General features: G+C 69.2%; 18 protein-coding genes and 1 pseudogene. 11 read left to right on the top strand and 8 right to left on the bottom strand.

Annotation, left to right across the window (positions count from 1 at the left end; all coding sequences use genetic code 11):
* Both ACJ73U_RS26300 and ACJ73U_RS26295 read right to left on the bottom strand, forming a co-directional pair.
* Positions 1–282: SDR family NAD(P)-dependent oxidoreductase (locus ACJ73U_RS26300; RefSeq protein WP_407780385.1), on the bottom strand; the 282-nt coding region annotated here is incomplete at its 3' end.
* Between the two features lie 470 nt (positions 283–752).
* Entirely contained in the window at positions 753–1,556 is an 804-nt protein-coding gene (locus ACJ73U_RS26295) for an SAM-dependent methyltransferase (protein ID WP_407780384.1), read from the bottom strand.
* Positions 1,557–1,818: 262 nt separating this feature from the next.
* Here ACJ73U_RS26295 and ACJ73U_RS26290 point away from each other — a divergent pair, with 262 nt between their 5' ends.
* Together ACJ73U_RS26290 and ACJ73U_RS26285 are read left to right on the top strand one after the other, a co-directional pair.
* Positions 1,819–2,601 carry an SAM-dependent methyltransferase gene (locus tag ACJ73U_RS26290; RefSeq protein WP_407780383.1) on the top strand — a complete coding sequence of 261 codons (783 nt, stop codon included), beginning with the start codon at positions 1,819–1,821 and terminating at the stop codon, positions 2,599–2,601.
* Positions 2,598–4,334, top strand: a complete 1,737-nt coding sequence (locus ACJ73U_RS26285; protein WP_407780382.1) for an EAL domain-containing protein — start codon at positions 2,598–2,600, stop codon at positions 4,332–4,334. The genes ACJ73U_RS26290 and ACJ73U_RS26285 overlap by 4 nt, the downstream gene beginning before the upstream one ends.
* Before the next feature lie 185 nt (positions 4,335–4,519).
* On the opposite strand, the gene ACJ73U_RS26280 is transcribed toward ACJ73U_RS26285, so the two are convergent.
* Together ACJ73U_RS26280 and ACJ73U_RS26275 are read right to left on the bottom strand one after the other, a co-directional pair.
* A complete protein-coding gene (locus ACJ73U_RS26280) occupies positions 4,520–4,762 on the bottom strand; it encodes a hypothetical protein (protein ID WP_407780381.1) in 243 nt (80 codons plus the stop codon).
* 32 nt (positions 4,763–4,794) lie between these two features.
* Positions 4,795–5,058: a hypothetical protein gene (locus tag ACJ73U_RS26275; protein ID WP_407780380.1), complete on the bottom strand. Its 264-nt coding sequence runs from the start codon at positions 5,056–5,058 to the stop codon at positions 4,795–4,797.
* Between the two features lie 275 nt (positions 5,059–5,333).
* Between ACJ73U_RS26275 and ACJ73U_RS26270 the strand changes: the two genes are divergently transcribed.
* Positions 5,334–7,649, top strand: coding sequence for an ATP-binding protein (locus ACJ73U_RS26270; protein ID WP_407780379.1), 2,316 nt, complete (start codon positions 5,334–5,336; stop codon positions 7,647–7,649).
* A 571-nt stretch (positions 7,650–8,220) separates the two neighbouring features.
* On the opposite strand, the gene ACJ73U_RS26265 is transcribed toward ACJ73U_RS26270, so the two are convergent.
* On the bottom strand, positions 8,221–9,240 hold the full coding sequence (locus ACJ73U_RS26265) for a LacI family DNA-binding transcriptional regulator (RefSeq protein WP_407780378.1): 1,020 nt from the start codon (positions 9,238–9,240) through the stop codon (positions 8,221–8,223).
* Positions 9,241–9,377: 137 nt separating this feature from the next.
* Here ACJ73U_RS26265 and ACJ73U_RS26260 point away from each other — a divergent pair, with 137 nt between their 5' ends.
* From ACJ73U_RS26260 to ACJ73U_RS26235, 6 genes are all read left to right on the top strand, one after another.
* The gene (locus ACJ73U_RS26260; RefSeq protein WP_407780377.1) at positions 9,378–10,607 is read left to right on the top strand and encodes an extracellular solute-binding protein; all 1,230 of its coding nucleotides are present in this window, start codon (positions 9,378–9,380) and stop codon (positions 10,605–10,607) included.
* Entirely contained in the window at positions 10,607–11,515 is a 909-nt protein-coding gene (locus tag ACJ73U_RS26255) for a carbohydrate ABC transporter permease (RefSeq protein WP_407780376.1), read from the top strand. The genes ACJ73U_RS26260 and ACJ73U_RS26255 overlap by 1 nt, the downstream gene beginning before the upstream one ends.
* Entirely contained in the window at positions 11,512–12,324 is an 813-nt protein-coding gene (locus ACJ73U_RS26250) for a carbohydrate ABC transporter permease (protein WP_407780375.1), read from the top strand. Before ACJ73U_RS26255 ends, ACJ73U_RS26250 begins: the two co-directional genes overlap by 4 nt.
* 10 nt (positions 12,325–12,334) lie before the next feature.
* Positions 12,335–14,074 carry an amylo-alpha-1,6-glucosidase gene (locus tag ACJ73U_RS26245; protein WP_407780374.1) on the top strand — a complete coding sequence of 580 codons (1,740 nt, stop codon included), beginning with the start codon at positions 12,335–12,337 and terminating at the stop codon, positions 14,072–14,074.
* Between the two features lie 138 nt (positions 14,075–14,212).
* Positions 14,213–15,358, top strand: coding sequence for an aromatic ring-hydroxylating oxygenase subunit alpha (locus ACJ73U_RS26240; RefSeq protein ID WP_407780373.1), 1,146 nt, complete (start codon positions 14,213–14,215; stop codon positions 15,356–15,358).
* Complete coding sequence (locus ACJ73U_RS26235) at positions 15,336–16,457, top strand: aminotransferase class I/II-fold pyridoxal phosphate-dependent enzyme (protein WP_407780372.1); 1,122 nt, start codon at positions 15,336–15,338, stop codon at positions 16,455–16,457. The genes ACJ73U_RS26240 and ACJ73U_RS26235 overlap by 23 nt, the downstream gene beginning before the upstream one ends.
* A 10-nt stretch (positions 16,458–16,467) precedes the next feature.
* Here the strand turns inward: ACJ73U_RS26235 and ACJ73U_RS26230 are convergent, their stop codons facing one another.
* Entirely contained in the window at positions 16,468–17,043 is a 576-nt protein-coding gene (locus ACJ73U_RS26230; RefSeq protein ID WP_407780371.1) for a response regulator transcription factor, read from the bottom strand.
* A 37-nt stretch (positions 17,044–17,080) separates the two neighbouring features.
* On the opposite strand from ACJ73U_RS26230, the gene ACJ73U_RS26225 reads away from it, so the two are divergent.
* Complete coding sequence (locus ACJ73U_RS26225) at positions 17,081–18,373, top strand: cytochrome P450 (protein WP_407780370.1); 1,293 nt, start codon at positions 17,081–17,083, stop codon at positions 18,371–18,373.
* A gap of 185 nt (positions 18,374–18,558) precedes the next feature.
* Here ACJ73U_RS26225 and ACJ73U_RS26220 read toward each other — a convergent pair whose 3' ends face one another.
* Together ACJ73U_RS26220 and ACJ73U_RS26215 are read right to left on the bottom strand one after the other, a co-directional pair.
* Positions 18,559–19,755: a serine hydrolase domain-containing protein gene (locus ACJ73U_RS26220; protein WP_407780369.1), complete on the bottom strand. Its 1,197-nt coding sequence runs from the start codon at positions 19,753–19,755 to the stop codon at positions 18,559–18,561.
* Between the two features lie 104 nt (positions 19,756–19,859).
* Positions 19,860–20,051: a hypothetical protein gene (locus ACJ73U_RS26215; RefSeq protein WP_407780368.1), complete on the bottom strand. Its 192-nt coding sequence runs from the start codon at positions 20,049–20,051 to the stop codon at positions 19,860–19,862.
* Between the two features lie 150 nt (positions 20,052–20,201).
* Here ACJ73U_RS26215 and ACJ73U_RS26210 point away from each other — a divergent pair.
* Positions 20,202–20,540, top strand: a pseudogene (locus ACJ73U_RS26210) (IS982 family transposase); the annotation flags it as partial.

Below are 20,540 nucleotides of genomic sequence, written 5' to 3'. Positions count from 1 at the left end.
GTCGAACTCCGCGTGGATCGCCGCCGCCGCCGCACGGACGGACTCCGCGGACGCCAGATCCAACCTGACCGTCCGCAGCTCGGCACCCGGCACGGCCGCGCGGATCGCGTCACACGCCACGGCCGCTCTGTCGAGACTCCGGCACGCCAGCACCACTCGCGCCCCCCGCTCGGCAAGAACCCGCGCGGTATCGAAACCAACCCCGGAATTGGCGCCGGTCACCACCACGACCCGACCCCGTTGATCACCGATGTCAGCAGACGTCCACCGCGAGGTCGACATAGTCGGGACTTCCTCCCCAGGCACCGAAACACGGACCGCGAGGAGACTATCCTGCTACGCACCGCCCAGGCGGCCAGCGGTCCACGTCAACACCGGGTGGGGTGAGTCCAGCAGCCCTACACCTTCATCAGCACCTGGCGGACGGGGCCTGTGCGCGTCGGAGTGGGCGCGGTAGGGCTGGCGTGGGGTGAATTCGGCGCCCTACCGCGCCCTCGGCCATGCGGCGGCGTGGCGGACGCACCGCATGGCTGTTTCTCCGGCCGGCCCGGACCGGGGAGTCAGGCGCGTGACCGCCGGGGGGCGCGCGGTTCGTCCTGCGGGTTCTCCTGGCCGGAAGGCCATGGGACCAGGTTCGTCCACGATCGACGCACGGGGATCGGGAGGGATACGTAACCGCTACGGAGACGAGCAGGTGCCGGACCCCACGCAGGCCGAGGCGACGGTTCGCGACGGGGAAGGCCCGTCGCGTGTCAGGCTTTGCGGCCGACCGCGGCGTAGATCCAGGCCGGCTCGACCCGCGCGCGCGGGTTGAACTCCGGCCGCCACTGCGTGGTCCAGACCACGCCGGGTTCGAGGACCTCGGTGCCGGTCATGAACGCGTGGATCTCCTCGCGTGCGCGGCCGCCGGCCGGGGTGCCGCTCTGGTCGTACATGCGGTAGCCCCGCCGCACCTGTTCCTGCTCGCCGCGCACCCCGTGGGACAGCACCAGGAAGCTGCCGGCCGCCATTTCCGCCACATACCGCGCCACGGTGGCGTGCGGACGCGCCGAGTCGGGGACGAAGTGCAGCACCGCCGTCATGATCACGGCTACCGGTCGGGCGAAGTCGATGAGCCGCCGCACGGGCTCGGCGCCGAGCACCGTGTCCACGTCGAGCAGGTCGGCCAGCAACGCGTCGGCGTCCCGGTTGTGTTCGAGCAACCGTTGGCTGTGGGCCACGGCGACGGGTTCGTGGTCGACGTAGACCACCCGGCACCCCGGAGCCCGCGACTGGGCGATCTCGTGCACGTTGCCCACCGTGGGGACGCCGGAGCCGAGGTCGAGGAACTGTCGGATGCCCTGGTCGACGCAGAACCGCACGGCACGGCCCAGGAACGCCCGGTTGTGCCGGACCGCCCCCGCGATTTCCGGGTTGTTCTCCAGCAGTTTCTCGGCGAATTCCCGATCAGCCCGGAAATTGCACGCCCCACCCAGCAGGTAGTCGTACACGCGAGCCGCGTTCGGCCGCTCCGCGTCGATCTCCTTCGGCACCCACACGGGCGAGCCCGTCGACATGGACCGCTACCCTACCCCGCCGGACAGCTTTTTCCGACGGATCTGGCGAGGGAGACGTTTGCCGGCACATTTTTTTCTCGTTTCCCGCTCGATCCCGTGAGCCACCGCCGAGATCCGTGTGCGAGCGACATCACCCGATCGGAGTGCTGACATTGAGGGGCGCATGCGCTGGGATGCTGCGGAAGCAGAACGGAGAAGCCCGGTGGTTCCCAACCGGTTCGGAGGTACCGCCATCGCGACAGGTGGCCAGGCAGGCCTCGGGGTGCCGAGCGCAGTTCGGATCCTGGACTACCTGCTCGGCGACGGACGCAACCTCGCCGGCGACCGCCAGGTCGCCGACATGGTCGAGCGCATGATGCCCGACATCGGGCTCGTCGTCCGGCTGAACCGCATGTTCATGCGGCACGCGGTCACCCACCTCGTGGCCGCCGGCGTCCGGCAGTTCCTCGACCTGTCGGCCGGGACGACCGCGGTCGGCAACGTGCACGACGTCGCCCAGTACGTCGACCCGGCCTGTCGCGTGGTGTACGTGCACGCCGACCCGGTCTCGGTGGTGCACACCGGACAGCTGCTCGTCGGCGCCGAGCGGGCGGTCGTGTTCGAGGCGAACCCGCGGGACGCGGAGGAGGTCATGGCGGCCTGCGGCACACTGCTGGATCTCACGGCGCCGATCGGGCTGCTGATGGTCGCCGTGCTCGAGGGCATCCCGCGTTCCTGCGACCTGGTGGAGATGGTGACCGGCTACCGCGAGCGGATGGCCCCGGGGAGCCACCTGGTGATATCCCACTTCACCGGCGACCACCGGCCGGCGCAGACGACCACTGTGGTCGAGCTGATGCGCGCCGGCCCCATCCCGGTCCACCCGCGTACCTACGAGGAGGTGAGCCGCTTGTTCAGCGGTTTCGAACTGCTCGCGCCCGGCGTGGTCGACGCGGGCCGGTGGCATGCGGAACGGCCGCTCGACCTCGCCGAACAGCTCGCGGCGACGCAGTACCACGTCGGCGTCGGCCGCAAGCCGGAGCCGCCGCCGGGTCGGTCGTCATGAGCACGCCGTTCCCGGACGCCTCCGCACGCTCGACGGGTGATCGTGAACTGGACAAGCTGGCCAGGAAGTGGGCCCAGCTGGCGAGCAGCACGTCGTACATCCCCCTGCCGCAGAAGGAGATCGTGCGGGAGTTCCGCGACCTGGCGCAGGAGGTGTTCGACGTCGTGGCCGCCGACCCGTTCGACCCCGACCGGGCCGCCAGGGTCGGCGAGCGGCTGGTGAAGCTGCACTGCGTCGGCAAGGCGAGCCTGCGGTGCGCCGTCGACGTGCTCGCCGGGGCGCTGCTGGCCGACAGCCGGCTGCGGCGGATCGGCGGGCTGGGCGAGCGGGTCGTGAGGACGCTCGGCGCCGTGGCGTGCGGCTACGCCGACGCCGTGCGGTGGGTCACCGTCGAGCAGCAGGACGGCCTCAACCAGGCACTGCTCACGGCCATGCGGACGTCGGAGCAGAGGCGCAAGGAGAACGCGGCGCGGTGCGACGAGGTGGTCACCGAGCTGTCCCTGCTGCGCAGCCGGCTCAACCACCAACTGCTGCACGACGTGCTCACCGCCCTGCCCAACCGCCAGTTCTTCACCACCCGCCTGGAACAGGTGCTCAACACGGGCGGCCCGACGACCGTGTACCACCTGGAGATCAACGGCCTGGACACGATCCGCGCCGGCCTCGGCCGCGGGGTGTGCGCACGGCTGCAGCAGCTCGTCGCGGACCGCCTCCTCGGCGTGGTGACCGAGAGACGCGGGATGGTCGCCCACTTCGAGGAGGGCCGCTTCGCGATCCTGGTCGAGAACGCCGGCCCCGCACCGGTCGACAGTGCGATCGACAGCGCGCTCGCCGAGCCGGCGCATGTCGACGGGCACACCGTGATCGTGTCGGCGAACGTCGGCGTCGTGCGGTGCCCGCCGCACCGGCACGACCCGAACGCCGTGCTGCACGCCGCCGATCTCGCCCTGTGCGAGGCGAAACGCGCGGGCCCGGGACGCTGGGTGCTGCTCGACCCGAGCGCCGATGTCGGCGACCGCCAGGAGCTGCGCCTGGCGGCCACCCTGCCGGGCGCGTGGTGGCAGGGCCGCGTGGCTGTCGGGTTCCGCCCACAGGTCCGCCTCGCCGACGGTGAGCCGGCGCGGCTCGACGCGCGAGCGCAGTGGGACCACGACGAGTTGGGCGCGCTGGCGCACGAGCGATGCGTGGTGCTCGCCGAGCGGACCGGGTTCGGCGGGCGGCTCGGCCGCTGGCTGCTCGACCAGGCCGCGGACCGGCTCCGGGCGCGGCCCCGCGACCTGCCTCTGACGGTCGCCCTCCCGCCCAGCCTGGCGACCGACCCGGAACTGCCGGCCGTGGTCGACCAGTGCGCCCTTCCGGCGCAGCGGCTCCAGGTGTCCGTGCCGGCCGGCCTGGTGACCCGGGACGCGGTGGCGCACAACCTCGCACACCTCGCCGACGCGGGCGTCGAGATCGCGGTGCACGACTTCGGTGCCGCGGTGGGCGACGTGGTCTGCCTGGCGGGCGTGCCGGTGCGCGCGGTGCGACTGGCCCCCGACCTGACGCGGCGATCGGCGGAACATCTCGTCGGCCGGGCTCTGCGGGACGCGGTCGCGCTCGTCCACGAGGCCGGCGCCACGGCGGTCGTCGGCGGTGTGCGAAGCGAGGCCGACGCGGACTGGTGGCGCGACGCGGGCGCCGACCTCGCGACCGGCCCGCTGTTCACCTACGCCGCGCGGACACCTGACGGATAAGCACCGGCCGATCTCCGTATGGACTACGGATATCTCCGGATACCCCGGCGTGGGCTCTGCACAAGCCTGGTCCCATGACCATTTCCAGTGTGGACGAAACACCAGGCGAGCATCCGCGCGGTGCCGAGGAGCTTCTCCCCCGCAGCCGCGACCAGCACTGACGCCCGACCGGCTCGGCCAGGACGTCACGGCGCCCGAAGATCGCCGAGGGCGTACTCGACGGCCTGGTCGAGCGTGAGTCGGGCGCCGTGCCGGAAGGACGCGCTGAACCGCTTGTCCCGCAGCGCGTGCCGGGCGAGGTCCGCGCAGTGGTCGTGGGGTCGGGCCCTGCCGGATTCGGCCTGCCGGGCGAGCGCGCGGTCCAGCCAGTGGCGGCCCTCGGCCAGGAACCCGCAGCCGAGCCAGTAGTAGTACAGGGCCGCCGCCATCCGCAGCCCGGTCAGGGACCCACCGGGCGTGCTCAGGCAGAACTCCAGTGCACGGCGCAGGTTGTCGTGTTCACGGCGGTGCGGACGGCCGCCTCTCGCTGGGCGGTGCCGAACCACTCCGCCTCACCCAGCTCCGCCAGCTCCAGGTAGTGGTCCCGGTGCCGCCGGCGCAGCACCGCCTCCTGGCCGGCGGCCCGCAGGGCGTCCAGGCCGTAGCGGCGAAGCGGGTCCAGCAGCCGGTATCGGGTGTGGGCTGCCTGGTCCGGGTCCTGGCGGACCAGGATCGACTTGGTCAACCAGACCGGTGCCCGACATCGAGCTCTCCCGTTCCACCGCGGACCTTCCGTGGACGTCTTCGAACTTCCACACCGGAAACAACCCTCGACCAGGTCCTCGAACCCCGGCGGGGCGGGAGCAGGATAGCGCCGCCGAGAAATAGCGAACGGTTCTCGCTCCACACGTGGGTTACCTGTCCGGGCCGCGGTGGGTGATATTTTTTCGGAATGGGCGGCCCGTTATCTTTTTTGCGACGGTGTCATCACTGAAAAACCATTCAATCTAGACTCCTCACATGTCCGACAACACGTACCGAAGTGCAGGCAATTTGCCCGCCGAGCTGACCAGTTTCGTGGGGAGGCGGCGAGAGCTGAAGGAGGCGAAGCGCCTGCTGTCGGCGGCACGGTTGTTGACGTTGACCGGTACCGGCGGGGTGGGCAAGTCACGGCTGGCGTTACGGGTCGCGAGGGAGGTGCGGCGGGCCTTCGCCGACGGTGTGTGGCTGGTCGAGCTGGCCGAGTTGCGGGACCCGCGGTTGTTGGCGAGTACGGTGGCGACCGCGCTGGGTCTGCGGGACGCCGCCGACCCGGCGGCCGGCCTCGCGGAGTTCCTCGGCGATAGGCAGCTGTTGCTGGTGCTGGACAACTGTGAGCACATGGTCGACGAGTGCGCGGCCCTGTCCACCAGGTTGCTCGCGGCCGCCAGCCAGATCCGGGTCCTGGCCACGAGCCGCCAGGTGCTGGGCGCGGAGGGCGAGCACGTCCTGCGCGTCGAGCCGATGGCCGTCGCGTGCGACGTGGACGCGAGCACGCGGGGCGGGTCGGCGGGAGAGTCCGACGCGGTGGCCCTGTTCGTCGAGCGGGCGGCCGCGGCACTGCCCCGCCTGGAGTTCACCCCGCGCGACATGGCCGTGGTGAAACAGATCTGTGCGCGGCTGGAAGGCATCCCGCTCGCGCTGGAGCTGGCCGCCGTCCGGCTGCGGGTGCTGTCGGTCGACCAGCTGCTGCAACGGCTCGTCAACCGGTTCGCGCTGCTCACCACGGGCCCACGCGCCGTGCCGGCCCGGCAGCGGACCCTCGAGGCCACGATCGACTGGAGCTACGAGCTGTGCTCGCCGCAGGAGCAGCGGTTGTGGGCCCAGCTGTCGGTTTTCCCCGGCGGGTTCGACCTCGACGCCGCCGAGTACGTCGGCGACGTGCACGACGCCAGCGTGCTCGACGTCCTCACCGGCCTGGTGGACAAGTCGATCCTGTCCCGCCAGAACGGCACGTCCGGCAGGCAGGCCTGGTACCGGATGCTGGAGACCGTCCACGAGTACGCCACCGCCAAGCTCGCGGAGCGGGGCGACGAGCAGGACGTGCGGGCACGCCAGGTCGAGTACTACGTGTCGCTGGCCCAGCGATATCGACATGAGGGGTTCGGGCCACGGCAACTCGAGTGGGTCGAGCGGATGTGGTGCGAGCACGCGAACATCCGGGCCGTGCTCGATTACTGCCTGTCCGCCCCCGACCGGGCGGTCCAGGCACTGGACATCGCCGCTTCCCTGTGCAACTTCTGGTACATCAGCGGCCTCGTGCACGAGGCCTACCGGTATCTGCGACAGGGTCTCGACCGCTGCCACGACCACCCGAACGTGCGGGGAAAGGCCCTGTTCGCGGCGTCGTTCCTGGCGATGCAGACCGGTGCGGTCGACGCGGCACGGGAGATGCAGCCCGAACTGGCCCGCCTCGCGGAAGAGCTCGACGACCAACGGCTCCGCGCCGGCCACGCCGACTCCATGGGGATGGCCACCTTCTTCACCGGTGACCTGCCCAGCGCCGCCGAACTGCTGGAGCGTGCCGTGGCCGGGTACCGCGCGGCGGGCGACACGCTGATGGCGTTCAGCACATTCGTCCTGCTCGCCGCCGTGTACTTCTTCATCGACGCCCCGCGCGGCACGGCCGCCGCCGAGGAAGCGCTCGCACTGACCGAACAGCACCAGGCGCACTGGTCGCGGGGATACGCGATGTGGGCGGTCGCGGTCCACCGCTGGCGGGCCGGCGCACACGGCGAGGCAGCGGCTCTCCTGCGCGAGGCCATCGCGATGCGGCTGGCCGACCACGCCATGCTCGCGTTCTTCCTCGAGGCCCTGACCTGGTGCCACTCCTCCGCCGCCGAGTACGAACGGGCCGCCCGACTGCTCGGCTGCACGGCGGCGGTCTGGCGGCTGTCCGGCGCCCGGGTCGGCGGGACGAGCCCGTACCAGACCGTCAACCAGCAGTGCGCCGAACAGGTCCGCGCGGCACTCGGGGCCGCGGCGTTCGACAAGGCCTTCACCGAAGGCGCCGGTATGGGACTCGACGAGACGATCCGGTACGCACTCGACGAGAAACCCGCGAAGCCAGCACGGGGCCCGGCCCGCCCGAGCGAACCGGGCGGCCTGACCCGCCGCGAGCGGGAGATCGCCGAACTGGTCGCCCGCGGGATGAGCAACAAGGAGATCGCCGCGGCCCTCGTCATCGGCAGGCGCACGGTGGAGACCCACGTGGAGAACATCCTGGTGAAGCTCGGCTTCACCGCCCGCACACAGGTGGCACCGTGGCTGGCCGAGCAGGAGCGCCGATCTCCGTAGTGGCGTACCGGGCCGACGCCCGCCTGCCACCGGCCGGCGGTTTCCCCCTTCCGAGCAGAGCACGGGCCTCGGCGGCCGCGGCACGCGCCCTCCGGCGCTCTCTCACCTGGTCGGCCACATACCAAACAACCATCCAGAGGGCGAACACCTGAAACGGCAGGGTCGCCAACGCGATGGTCCACAACTTGAACATCGACTAAGGCCGTTCATTCTGGTCAGCGTGTTTCCGCTCGCTCGGGACGTACGTCCCGAGCAGCGCGTTCACGGTCAGCTCCCCGCGTGCTCACCTGGCCCGATCCCCGCACCGGACGAGTGAACAGGATCGCAGGAACCCCGTACGGAGGGATCGGGAGACACACGTAGAAACTACGCAGATTGGTATGGGCCCCGGGGTGTGCGCTGGTGCGTAGTGACGGTCAGTGCGCGGCTCCGTAGGAGGTCCGAGCGTGCCCGTCGCCGTTACCGGGTTCGTTCCCCTTCGCGGCTGTATCGGAACCTGACATCCCGGTAGAAGTATGGCTCCTTCGACAGGCAGGAACAGGGCCGGCACACAGGAATCGAACCGGTTCGATCAGACGTGCGGACGCAGTGACGCGCCCGTGCTCGACCGCAGGGAGATGGCGGGCTTCAGCAGCGCGTGGCGGGGGGTGACCGCAGGGTCGGCGATCCGCTCGACCAGCAGCTCCACGGCGAGCCGGGCCATCTCCTCGGCCGGCACGTCCGCGGCCGTCAGAGGCGGGTGGAAGTCCTCGGCCAAGCGGTCGGCGATGACCCCGGTGATCGAGAAGTCGCGTGGCACGTCCAGCCCGGCGCGGCGCAGGCCACGCTCCAGACCGGGCAGTGCCGCCTCGTTGATCGTCACCGCCGCGGTGACCTCCGGCCACTCGGTCCGGATCTCCGCGAAGCACGACAGACCCGCCGCCGGCTCGTCGGTGCAGCACACCACATGCCCGGTCAGGCCGCACTCCTCGACCGCCGCGAGGAAGGCGTCCGTCGAGCGCACGGCGGGACCGTACCCGGCCGCCACCAGCTCGGCGGACCGGTTGATCAGCACGACGTGCCGGTGCCCGAGATCGGCGAGGTGGGCCACGCACCGACGGATCAGCGCCGCGTAGTCCACGTCCACCCACCACGACGCACCGGGATGCTCGACGTGTCCGATGGTCACGAACGGCAGCGCGCTCTGCGCCAGCCGCGCCACCCGCGGGTCGTCCAGGAGGATCTCCATCAGGATCGCACCGTCCACCCGGCGACCGGTGACCATCCGCTCGAACGACCGGTCGTGGTCTCCGCCGCTCGGCGAGAGCAGCACGTCGAGATCATGGGTCGCTGCCGCCTCGACGACAGAGGCGACGAAGCCGAGCTGCGCGGTGGTCAGCCGTCGGCTGGCCGGCGGTATCACCAGCCCCAGCGTGCGCGTGCGGCCCTCCGCGAGCGCCCGCGCGCTGGCGTTGGGCCGGTAGCCCAGTTCGGCGATGACCTCGTTGATCCGCCGGGCCGTCACCGCCGACACCGGTCGCTTCCCGGACAACGCGTACGACACCGTGCTGCGCGAGACACCCGCCCGCTTGGCGATCTCCCCGATGTTCACACGCTCTCCGTCCAACCGGTTCGACAGTCAGTCGATGATATGCCGGCGGCGGTCTTGCGCCACCTCAGGCAGGTCGTTATGTTGACGCAATCCACCTGGGTCGAACCGGTTCGACCCAGACGTAGGAAGGGGCGTCGATGAAGCGCGCACCGATCACCCACCGCCTGGCCATGGCACTCGTCGCGGCGGTACTGACCGCGTCCGCCTGCTCCGCACAGCCCAGCGCCGACGACGGCACCTTCTCCGTGTGGGATCCGTACCCGCAGTTCGACAAGAACTCCGCGTGGGTCAAGGTGATCGAGCGGTGCGGTGCCCGGGCCGGGGTGACGATCACCAGGCAGGCCTACGACACCACGGATCTCACGAACAAGGTGCTGCTGGCCGCGCAGCAGAACACCGCGCCGAACGTGCTCGTCGTCGACAACCCCGTGGTGTCCACGCTCGCCGAAGCCGGCGTGCTGAAGTCCAACGAGGACAGCGGGCTGGACGCGAGCGCGGCGGCACCGAATCTGGTGGCCGCCGCGCGCTCGGCCGGACGGACCTACGGCGTGCCGATCGGCGCGAACACCCTGGCCCTGTACTACAACAAGGCGGTACTGGCCGCGGCGCACGTCGACCCGGCGTCCATCAAGGACTGGGCAACCCTCGACGAGGCGCTCGGCAAGGTCACCGCGGCGGGCAAGAAGGGCATGACGTTCTCCGCGATCGGCACCGAGGAGGGGACGTTCCAGTTCCTGCCGTGGTTCTGGGGTGCCGGCGCGGAACTGACCGACCTGTCCACCACCGACGCCACGACGGCACTCGAGCTGTGGAAATCATGGCTGGACAAGAAGTACGCGCCGAACTCAGTCATCAACAACACGCAGACCACGAGCTGGCAGGAGTTCGCCACCGGCGACTACGCCTTCGCCGAGAACGGCACCTGGCAGCTGCAGAACGCCAGGAAGGCGGGCTTCGAGTACGGCGTCATCCCGATACCGTCCCGCACCGGCGGTGTCGCACCCGCCCCGACCGGCGGTGAGTTCGTCACCGTGCCCAGCCAGGGCGACTCGGACGCCGAGGCGAAAGCGGCGAAGATCGCCGCCTGCCTCACGAACCCCGACACCGTGCTGGCCACCGACACCGCACTGACCTACGTCTCCGCGGTGCCTTCGGTGCAGCAGAAACAGGTCAGCGCGGCGCCGGACTTCCAGGTGTGGGTGGACGCGGTGACGTCGGCCAGGGGCCGCACCAGCGACGGGCTCGGCACGCGCTACCCGCGGATCTCCGAACAGCTGTGGAAGGCCGTGCAGGCGGCGCTGACCGGGTCGAAGTCACCGAAGGACGCGCTGTCCGACGCCCAGACAGCCGCGTCGAAGGGGAAATAGTGCCACCCCCTTGGGTCTTCGGGCGAAGAATCCGGGGAGGCGGACTAGGCTGGACGTTCCTGCTCCCGCTCGTCGGCTACCTGCTGGCCTGCTACGCGTACCCGCTGCTGACCACCGTCGACCTGAGCGTCCGCGACTACACCGTCCGCACCTTCGTGCACGGCGGCGCGCCGCTGATCGGGGTCGGCAACTACGTGACGGTGTTCACCGACCCGACATTCGGCACGGCGCTGCGCAACACCGCCGTGTTCACGGTGACGTCGCTGGCGTTCCAGTTCTCCATCGGCCTGGCCCTGGCCGTGTTCTTCGCCCGCGCCTTCCCGCTGTCCGCCACGCTCCGGGCCCTGTTCCTGGTGCCGTGGCTGCTGCCGCTGATCGTGTCCGCGTCCACCTGGTCGTGGATGCTCAACAGCGAGGCGGGCGTGGTGAACGCGTTCCTGGGGGTCCTCGGGCTCGGCACGGTGAACTGGCTGACCTCACCGGCGTGGTCCCTGGTCTCGGTGACCATCGCCAACATCTGGATCGGCGTCCCGTTCAACCTCGTCCTGCTCCACAGCGGGTTGAAGAACATTCCTTCCGAGGTCTACGAGGCGTCCAGTCTCGACGGTGCGAGTGGATGGCAGACGTTCCGCCACGTCACCTTCCCCATGCTGCGGTCGGTGTCCGCGGTCACGCTGCTCCTCGGCCTGATCTACACGCTCAAGGTGTTCGACATCATCTGGATCACGACCAGGGGCGGGCCCGGCGGATCGTCGACCACACTCGCCACCTGGTCCTACGAGCTGGGCTTCGGCACCATGCTGCCCCGGTTCGGGCCGAGTGCCGCGGTGGGGAACGTACTGATCCTGATCGCCGTGGTCGCCGGCCTGCTCTACGTCCGTATCCAGCGCCGGCAGGAGATGGCATGAGTAGGTTCTCCTGGCGCACCGCGGTAGGCGTGGTGCTCACTGCCGTGATGCTCTTCCCGGTCTACTGGATGGTCAACGTCTCGCTCACGCCGCCGGAGCGGATGCGCGTGTCGCCGCCGGACTTCTTCCCCACGGCACCCGCGTTCGACGGGTACGCGCGCGTGCTGAGCGAGCAGCTGCCCTACTTCGGGACCAGCCTCCTGGTCGCGTCCGGCACCGTGGTGTTGACCCTGGCGCTGGCCGCGCCCGCCGCGTACTCGCTGGCGAAGCTGCGCCCACGCGGCCGCCGCGTCCTCTGGTTCGTACTGCTGGTCGCGCAGATGATCCCCGGCATCACCATGGCGCTGGGGCTCTACGGCGTCTACGTCCGCCTCGGCGTGACGAACACGGTGTGGGGTCTGGTCGTCGCCGACACCACGATCGCCGCCCCGTTCGCTGTCCTGGTCCTGACCTCGTTCATGGCGTCGGTGCCCGACGAGCTGGTCGCCGCGGCGCGGATCGACGGCGCCGGTGCGCTGCGTACATTCTGGTCGATCGTGCTTCCCCTGAGCCGCAACGGGATCATCACCGCGGCGTTGTTCGCGTTCCTGTGGGCATGGTCGGACTTCGTGTTCGCCAGCACGCTCGACGGCGGCGGCACACTGCAGCCACTGACCCTCGGCATCTACCGCTACATCGGCAACAACAACCAGGAGTGGAACGCGATCATGGCCACCGCCGTGGTCGCGTCCCTACCCGCCACCGCCCTGCTCGTGCTGGCCCAGCGCTTCGTCGCCGCCGGCATCACCGCGGGCGCGGTACGGGACTGAAAGGGGTCTCGTGGACGAGTTCTCGGTGCGGGACATCCCGTTCAGCTATCAGGGTTCGTGGTTCGGCCTGTCCCCGGTCGTCGCCCCGGCCACCGACGCCGACGACGTTCATCTCGTGTCCCACCGCAACGGCATGCACGCCGTGCTCCGCCTGGTCCCCGAATGGCGTGGCGACCGCGTGCCCGCCGAGGTGACCGCGAACCCGGCGGTGCTGACCTGGACGGCGGAGCGCGGGCAGGTGGCGGCGGCGTACGAGTCGCCGTCCGCGGTGCGGATCTCCGGACACGGCCTGGGCCTGCGCATCGCCGCGGCGGCGCCCACCCTGACGCCCTTCTCCGGCACCTACTTCTTCCACGACCCGGTCACCTCCTCGTACGTGTTCACCTCCTACGAGACCGGCCACCGCTACCGGGTGACCCGCCTGGCCGGCGCCGTGCGGGGGATCGGCACGTCCGCACTGGGCACGACCGAGCGAGCCGTCGTGATCGCCGGCGACGAGTGGGAAGTCGTGATCGAGGAACTGACCACGGCGGCCGCGGCCTTCTCGTCCAGCCTCCGCTTCCCGGAGGTCGTGGCGACGGCACGACACGCCGTCGAGGAGTTCACCGACCGGGTCGCCCCCTGGCGCGGTGACCGGACACCGGCCGCCGCACTCGCCTGCTACGTGCTGTGGTCGGCCACCGTGGCACCGGCCGGTTTCGTCCGACGGCCCGCGGTCCTGATGTCCAAGCACTGGATGGACAAGATCTGGAGCTGGGACCACTGCTTCAACGCGCTCGCACTGACCCCCGGCCTCCCCGAGCTGGCGTGGCACCAACTGCAGGTGGTCTTCGACCACCAGACCGAGAACGGCGCGCTGCCCGACTCGATCACGCACGCGGAGGTCCTGCACAACTTCGTCAAGCCCCCCATCCACGGCTGGGCGGTGGGTCGCCTGCGTGACCGGCTCCCAGAGGGACTACCGGCGGCGGAACTGCGCCGCCTGTACCGGCAGCTGGCGGCGTGGACGACGTTCTGGCTCGACCATCGCCGCGCACCCGGCCAGCCCTTCCCGCACTACGAGCACGGCAACGACAGCGGCTGGGACAACGCGACCGTCTTCGACCGGGGACGCCCGGTCCAGTCCCCCGACCTCGCCGCGTTCCTCGTGCTCCAGATGCGCGAACTGTCGCGGCTGGCAAGGGAGCTCGGCGACCAGGAGGCCGCCGCGCGATGGCGCCACGAGGCCGGCACGATGCGCGCCGCCCTGCTGGCCGAACTGTGGAACGGCACCAGGTTCACCAGCCGCGCCATCGACGGCACCCCCCACACGACGGCCAGCCTGCTGGACCTCATGCCAATCGTCCTCGGCGAGCAGCTACCCGCCGACGTGCACGCCACGACAGCCGCGGACATCGCCGGCCACCTGACCGCGGTCGGCCTGGCCAGCGAACACCCCGACTCCCCGCACTACGAGGCGGACGGCTACTGGCGCGGCCCGGTGTGGGCCCCCACCACAGTCCTGATCGAGGACGGCCTACGCCGAGGCGGCGCGGTCGAGCTCGCCGACCAGGTCAGCACGCGGTTCCGGGCCGCGTGCGAGGAATCCGGCTTCGCCGAGAACTTCGACGCCCTCACCGGCCAGGGCCTCCGCGACCGCGCCTACACCTGGACAGCCAGCACCTACCTCCTCCTCGCCGCCGACGCCGAGAAGCGCCTCCTGCCCCACTCCGGGACGGTGGTATCCCGCCCGTCAGGCAAGTCAGTGTGAGGGCGGACTCGGCGGATCCGACGCCCCGGGCGGGGGTGGTCGGGGTGCGGGTGGACACCGGTTCGGAACCACATCGGGACGTCGACGACCGTGGTCACCCGGCTGATCAGACTAGGAGCTTTCCCTAGGGTCTGCCGGATGAGTGAGGCGCAGGATGATGGCAGCCACAAGGGAGCCCTCGCCATGGCCGACGACATGCACATCTTGCCGCCGCATTTCTACACGGATGCGCAACACCACGCGACGGAGATCCATGGGATTTTCGAGAAGGAATGGCTCCTGGTCGGCCGCGGCGAACAGCTCCGCGACGTCGGCGACTACCTCTCCCTCACCATTGCGGAGGAGCCGGTGGTCGTCGTCAGAAGCGAGAGCCGGCAACTCGTAGCACTGTCGCCTGTCTGCAGGCATCGCTACATGCGCATGGTGGCCCCCGGGAGCGGGCATGTGGACGGATCTTTCACCTGCGACTACCACCTGTGGCGATACCGGCTCGACGGCCGGCTGTCGGCAGCCCCCTTCATGGACCAGACGCCAGGGTTCGATCGCTCGACGTGCCGGCTTCCCGTCTTCGCGGTCGAGGAGTGGCAGGGGTTTGTCTTCGTCAGTCTGGACGGCGGCTCGCCTCCTCTCGCTCCCCGCCTTGCTCCCGTCGCGGACAAACTGCGCCGGTACCAGCTCGCCGACATGCGTCAGGTCGCATTTTCCGACGAAGTGTGGCGCTGCAACTGGAAAGTTGCCGTGGAGAACGGTTCCGAGAGCTATCACCACATGGGGGTTCATCCCGAACTCGTGGAGCCCAAAATTCCTACTCGGGGAACGTCCGCCGGCCTACGTGGCGACGCCTTCACGTCTCACCGGACTCCGGTGGCCCAGGAGGACACCCGACAAGTCAGCGCGGCACGTCCTGACATCGGCCTCACCGAGGAAGACCTCAGCGAGATGAACGTCTTCACCATCTTCCCGTCGACGATAATCCTGAACTTCCAGGACCTGGTTGCCTGGTTCAGTTTTCTCCCGATCGGCGTGGACGGCTGCAGGCTGCTCAACGGGTTCTGCTTCTCGTCGAGACTGGTCGAAGCCGGCCTGATCGACAACGACGCCATGGCGCGGTTCATGTGCGGCGTGAACAAGGAGGACAGGGCGATCAGCGAGCTGGTCCAGTTGGGAATGAAGTCGACACGAGCGGAACCGGGAATGCTGAGTATCAAAGAAGTGCAGCTCGCCGATTTCTTCGAGTACGTTCGCGGCGCGGTTTCAACAAGTGGTCCGGGTAAAGTCACCTGAGGGAGACGATGAAATGATCAGAACCTTCTCCGTTCCGGAGATCTGGATCCCGACGGAGTTCCAGACGCTCGACTCGGAAGAGGACTCCAGGTGCAAGTTGTCCGGCTGCGAGAACAGCCATGTCTCACCACGTGCGCTGGCGGCGATCGGCAGCCCGTCGGCCACGCTGCTCCGCGACCACTGGAACTCCCAGGACAACCATCTGCGCAAGGACCTGGGTGAACTGCACGACGTTCATCCCGACAGGATCTTCCTGACCTCGGGCGCACTGAACGCCATTGGCTACGCGTTCGACGTGTTCGTCGCATCCGACACCAGGGTCGGTATCCTGAGACCCGACTTCCCCGGATTCCGTCACTTCGCCGAACACAGCCAGGCCGACATCCACTACCTGGACAAACTGGAATTCCCGTTTACTTTCCATCCCGACGACGTCATCGAGTTCGTGCGCACGCACGACATCGACTTCCTCATCCTTTCGAACCCGAGCGCGGCGACCGGCGTGCTCTGGGACGTCGACGAAGTCACCCGGGTACTCGTGTCCTGTCCGAACACCCTGTTCGTCGTCGACGAAGCGGATTCGATCCACCCCGACCTGTCGGCGGCGCAGCTGACCGAAAGATACGACAACTGCCTGGTCCTGCAGAGCTTCTCGAAGTTCTACGGGTTGTCCGGCCTCAGGATCGGGAACCTGATCACTCCTGAGGTGTACCGCGCCGCGTTCTCGAACACGATCAACCCGGCGGAGCTGACCAGCGTCGCGATTCTGGCCGCTCAGGCCGCGTTGAGCGACACCGACTACCAGGAAGAGACCCGGCGCATGGTCGCGTCCAGTCTCGCGACGCTGAGAAGCGCCCTGGTCGCGACGAAGTGGCGACTCGTGGAGACGCCGAGGTGTTTCGCATCCTATGTCTGGGCACCAGAGCCGGAGCTGGACCCGTTCGAGGCCCTTCGGGTACGCGAAGTCGACATCGTCCCAGCTCGGGCGTTCGGGCTCGAACGGGGAGGGCGGATCAACCTCAGCGATCCGGAGAAGATCTCGAGGCTGGCCGACGAGCTCGAGGCGATGGTCCCCACGACGATCTCCGCCAACGGGTGACGAGGGCCTACTACGTGTTGCACACGCTGGCACCGTAGGCGTGTTGCGCGATGTCACGCAGCTGGCGGCGCCCCACGATGCGCAGCTTCCGGTAGATGTTGGAAAGGTGGTACTCGATCGCCTTGGCGGTCACGAACATCGCGCCGGCGATCTCGCGGTTGGTCCTGCCCAGGGCTATGTGCCTTGCCACCTCCAGCTCACGGGTGGTCAGGGCGAGCAGCATCTTCGCGGTGTGATCCGTCGAGCGCGACTCGTGGTGAACTCTTGTCCCGGCTTCGTCGAGCAGCACCAGCGCGGCGACCACCGCCCGCTCGTGAACGTGCAGAACGGCGAGTATGTCGCGCAGCACGGCACCGGGCGAGCGTGGCGCCGAGCCTCTCCCCGCGTTCTGGTCGAGCGGAACCGCGGCGAACAGCGTGTGCAGCGCGTGGCCGTTCGACGGGGTGGGGCCGACCTTCACCTCGACGACGGCGTGCGGGCCGAACGTGCCGGTGATCAACTCGATGATGCCGTCGAAGGAGCGCGCGTTCTCGGTCGGTGTCCCGGTCTCGTCGATGATCTCCGCAGTGCCTGGTCCCGAACGCATGTGCATGACTCCTGTCAGAAGCCGGAGCGGAGCTGTTATGCAACGGTCGCCGAAAACGGCTATATACAGTGAACTTCGTTTGGCGGATCCTGTCGCTATGATCTCGGAACCGTTCGATCAGGACGTGCTCGATTTGGACTCGTTGCGTCCCGAGTTCACCGATGACCCGTATTCGGTCCTCGGTGAACTGAGACAGGTGACTCCGGCGCGCCAGGTGACCGTGATGGGTCTGCGCGCCTGGTTGGTCACGCGGTACGAGGACGTGCGGAAGGCGTTCGCCGATCCTGCCATCAGCAACGACCCGCATCACGCCAACACGGACGCGCAACAGTGGCCGCAGATCGCCGCCGCGCTGCACGGACCGCTGGCCAGGTCGATGGCCGTGGTCGACGGCCCGGATCACGGACGGCTGAAAAGCCTGCTGTCAAAGGAGTTCACGCCACGCCGGGTCGAGGCGCTGCGGCCCCGGATCGAGCAGATCTGCGACGACCTGCTCGCCCGATCCTGGTCGACCGGCCGTGCCGATCTCCTGCACGACTTCGCCGCACTGGTTCCGCTCACGGTCATCTCGGAGCTGTTCGGCGTGCCCGAGGAGGATCGCGCCGCCTTCCGCTCGTGGACACTCGTCGTCGGAGGCATCGACGAGAGCTCCGTCGGCCAGCAGCCACAGGCCTTCGCCAATGTCGGGACCTACCTGAACAGACTCATCGCGGACAAGCGCGCAGCGAGTCCGCCCGGTGACGACCTACTGAGCGCGCTGGTCGCCGTCCGCGACGGCACCGACCGACTGAGCGACACCGAACTGCTCGGCACCGCCACCGTCCTGCTGCTCGCCGGTCACGCCACGACCGTCAACCTGATCACCAACGCGGTGCTGGGCCTGCTGCGGCATCCGGACCAACTGGCGGCGCTGCGTGCCGATCCGAGCCGTGTCGCCGCGGTCGTCGAGGAGGCACTCCGGTTCGACGGCCCGGTCGTCAACCCGAACATGCGCTACACGACACAACCGGTGCGGTTCGGCGACGTCGAGATCCCGGCGAACGAGGTGCTGCTGCTCTCCATCGCCTCGGCGAACCGCGATCCCGCGCTGTGTGAGGCACCCGATGTCTTCGACATCCACCGGCCCGACAGCAGCGGACATCTCTCGTTCGGCCACGGCATCCACTACTGCATCGGTGCGGCGCTCGCGCGGCTGGAGGCACAGGTGGCGATCCCGAAGCTGTTGGCGCACTGCCCGGACCTCGCCGTCGACGAGACCGAGCCGCTGAGGTGGCGCATCGGAATACCGACGCGGGGACTGCGCAACCTGCCCGTCACCTGGCGGACGTGAACCTCGCCGCGAGGCCGTGGCCACCGTGCGATGCCCTCGCTGAACGAGACCCGCCCCATGACGTTGATCGTCGTCACGACCACGTGCCGACGACCTCGAAGGCCTCCTGGACCGGATCGGTCCAGTTCGGTCGCGGAGTGGTGCCGGAGCTTGTGGAACGTGGCCGGGGCAACGCTGCGCACCATCTAACGGCGCCACACCTCCGCGTCGCACGCCGTGTAGCCGAGGGACAGGTAGACGGCGTCCACCAGGCTCTGGCCGCGCGGGTTGAGCAGCGTGCCGGAGCCCATGGCGTTCATGGTGTACCCGAAGGACATCCGATTCGCCGGCGACGCGAACCCGACGCCGCCGCCGAGTCCGGGGTGGCCGAACGCGTCCGCCGACAGGATCATGCTGTCCCGCAGTCCGGCCGGCTCGGCACGATTGTCGACCGACGGGACGAAGCCGTAGGTGAACCTGCTGTTGGCGAACGCGGTCGCGTCCTGGCCCGCGGAGACCGTCGTGGCCATGCGGGCGAGCGCGGCGCCGTCCACGAGCGGGGCGCCACCGCGCGCCAGTACCGCGTACATACCGGCCAGCGCGCGGGCGTTGGTGATCGCGCCGACGGCACCGATCTCGGCGGCATGTGCGGCACGTGTGTCGTACCCGGCCAGGTACCCACCGGTGTTGAACAGCAGCCGCGCCGAGAGCGAGTCCGGCTCGGTGGCCGCCACCACGGACAGCTTCGACGGCTCGTCGCCCGGCTGCGGGTCGGCGTATCCCACCGGCGCGACGCGGGGCTCGATCTCCTCCGGCAGTCCCAGCCACAGGTCGAGCCCGAGCGGTTCGGCGATCTCGGTGCGCACGAACTCGCCGAGCGAGCGGCCCGACACCCGCCGGACGAGTTCACCGACGAGCCAGCCGAACGTGAACGCGTGGTAGCCGTGCCGGGTGCCCGGCTCCCACACCGGCCGCTCCGCCTCGAGCGCGGCGACCATGGCGGCCCAGTCGAAGAACGCGTCGGCGGGCAGCGGCCCGGAGATCGCCGGCAGCCCGCCGCGGTGGCTGAGCACCATGCCGACGGTAATGTTCTCCTTGCCGGACGTGCCGAACTCCGGCCAGTACGCGCTGACCGGCGCCGCGAGGTTCAACTGACCGCGGCTCGCCAGGATGTGCGCACACAGCGCCGTCACGCCCTTGGTAGTCGAGAACACGACGCTGACCGTGTCCCGCTCCCACGACCGGCCCGTCCCGCGGTCGGCCACCCCGCCCCACAGGTCAACGACCGGCTCGCCGTCCACCGTCACGCACACCGAAGCGCCCACCTCGCCCCGCTCGGCGAAGTTCCGCTCAAACTCGTCCCGCACCCGCGCGAAGCGGGCCACACAGTCGCCGTTGACCACGGTCGTTAACGATAGCTGTAAGAACCTGGCTCGCCTATGCGTCTTCCACCCAATGCGGCGATACGGCAACTACGAGCCCAGTAACCCATCCAGGGGCTGGATCCTCAGGCATAGGCGATGGCACGACGAATGAGCAGCTGCGACAGCGCCGTCGTGCTGTCCCGCCACACGTCCATCGTCGGTCCGGCGTCGACAATCACGGTGACGTCGAACCAGCGCTCCCACGCCGGATGCTGCAGCGGGAACAGCAGTCCAGTGTCGCCGTAGAGGTCGACGGTGGCGTCGACGTCGAGCACGCCCGCCCGGGTAGTCGGGAACCGGCGTTTGAAGGCACGCAACGCGCGATGGGCAGCGGGTCGACGTCCGCTAGATGATTGATGCGGTGAAGATCATGTGAAGTGGGGCCCGGTAAGAGGACACGGGCGGAGGGTGTTCAAGATCAATGTGTGACGAAAGACCTGAACACCCTCCTGACAGCACTCTATGTCCTGGTCGATGACCACGTTGTCCCACCCCGCACAGGCCGCGGGCATCGACCAGACCTCACCGACAGTGAACTGATCTGCCTGGCGGTCGCCCAGATGATGCTGGGTTACCACAACGAACGCCGCTGGGTCCGCCACGTCCACGCCACCTCCGACCTGCTGGACATGTTCCCCGACATGCTCGGTCAGTCCGGCTACCACCGACGGCTCAAGACCGCACAACCCTTGCTGTGCAAGACGATCCTCACTCTCGCGGCCTGCTGCCCGTCGTGGTTCGACGATCTGTGGATCACCGACGCC

Source organism: Actinophytocola sp. (assembly GCF_045807065.1).
Lineage (GTDB): Bacteria > Actinomycetota > Actinomycetes > Mycobacteriales > Pseudonocardiaceae > Actinophytocola.
The sequence above is the reverse complement of the archived record's forward strand: the minus strand, read 5'-3'. Positions and strand labels throughout refer to the sequence as shown.

Excerpts from the sequence above, each read along its gene's own strand:
- ACJ73U_RS26230 (WP_407780371.1), bottom strand. The coding sequence starts at position 17,043 with ATGCGTTCGGGACCAGGCACTGCGGAGATCATCGACGAGACCGGGACA.
- ACJ73U_RS26280 (WP_407780381.1), bottom strand. The coding sequence starts at position 4,762 with ATGGCGGCGGCCCTGTACTACTACTGGCTCGGCTGCGGGTTCCTGGCC.
- ACJ73U_RS26225 (WP_407780370.1), top strand. The coding sequence starts at position 17,081 with ATGCAACGGTCGCCGAAAACGGCTATATACAGTGAACTTCGTTTGGCG.
- ACJ73U_RS26250 (WP_407780375.1), top strand. The coding sequence starts at position 11,512 with ATGAGTAGGTTCTCCTGGCGCACCGCGGTAGGCGTGGTGCTCACTGCC.
- ACJ73U_RS26285 (WP_407780382.1), top strand. The coding sequence starts at position 2,598 with ATGAGCACGCCGTTCCCGGACGCCTCCGCACGCTCGACGGGTGATCGT.
- ACJ73U_RS26260 (WP_407780377.1), top strand. The coding sequence starts at position 9,378 with ATGAAGCGCGCACCGATCACCCACCGCCTGGCCATGGCACTCGTCGCG.
- ACJ73U_RS26295 (WP_407780384.1), bottom strand. The coding sequence starts at position 1,556 with ATGTCGACGGGCTCGCCCGTGTGGGTGCCGAAGGAGATCGACGCGGAG.
- ACJ73U_RS26240 (WP_407780373.1), top strand. The coding sequence starts at position 14,213 with ATGAGTGAGGCGCAGGATGATGGCAGCCACAAGGGAGCCCTCGCCATG.
- ACJ73U_RS26270 (WP_407780379.1), top strand. The coding sequence starts at position 5,334 with ATGTCCGACAACACGTACCGAAGTGCAGGCAATTTGCCCGCCGAGCTG.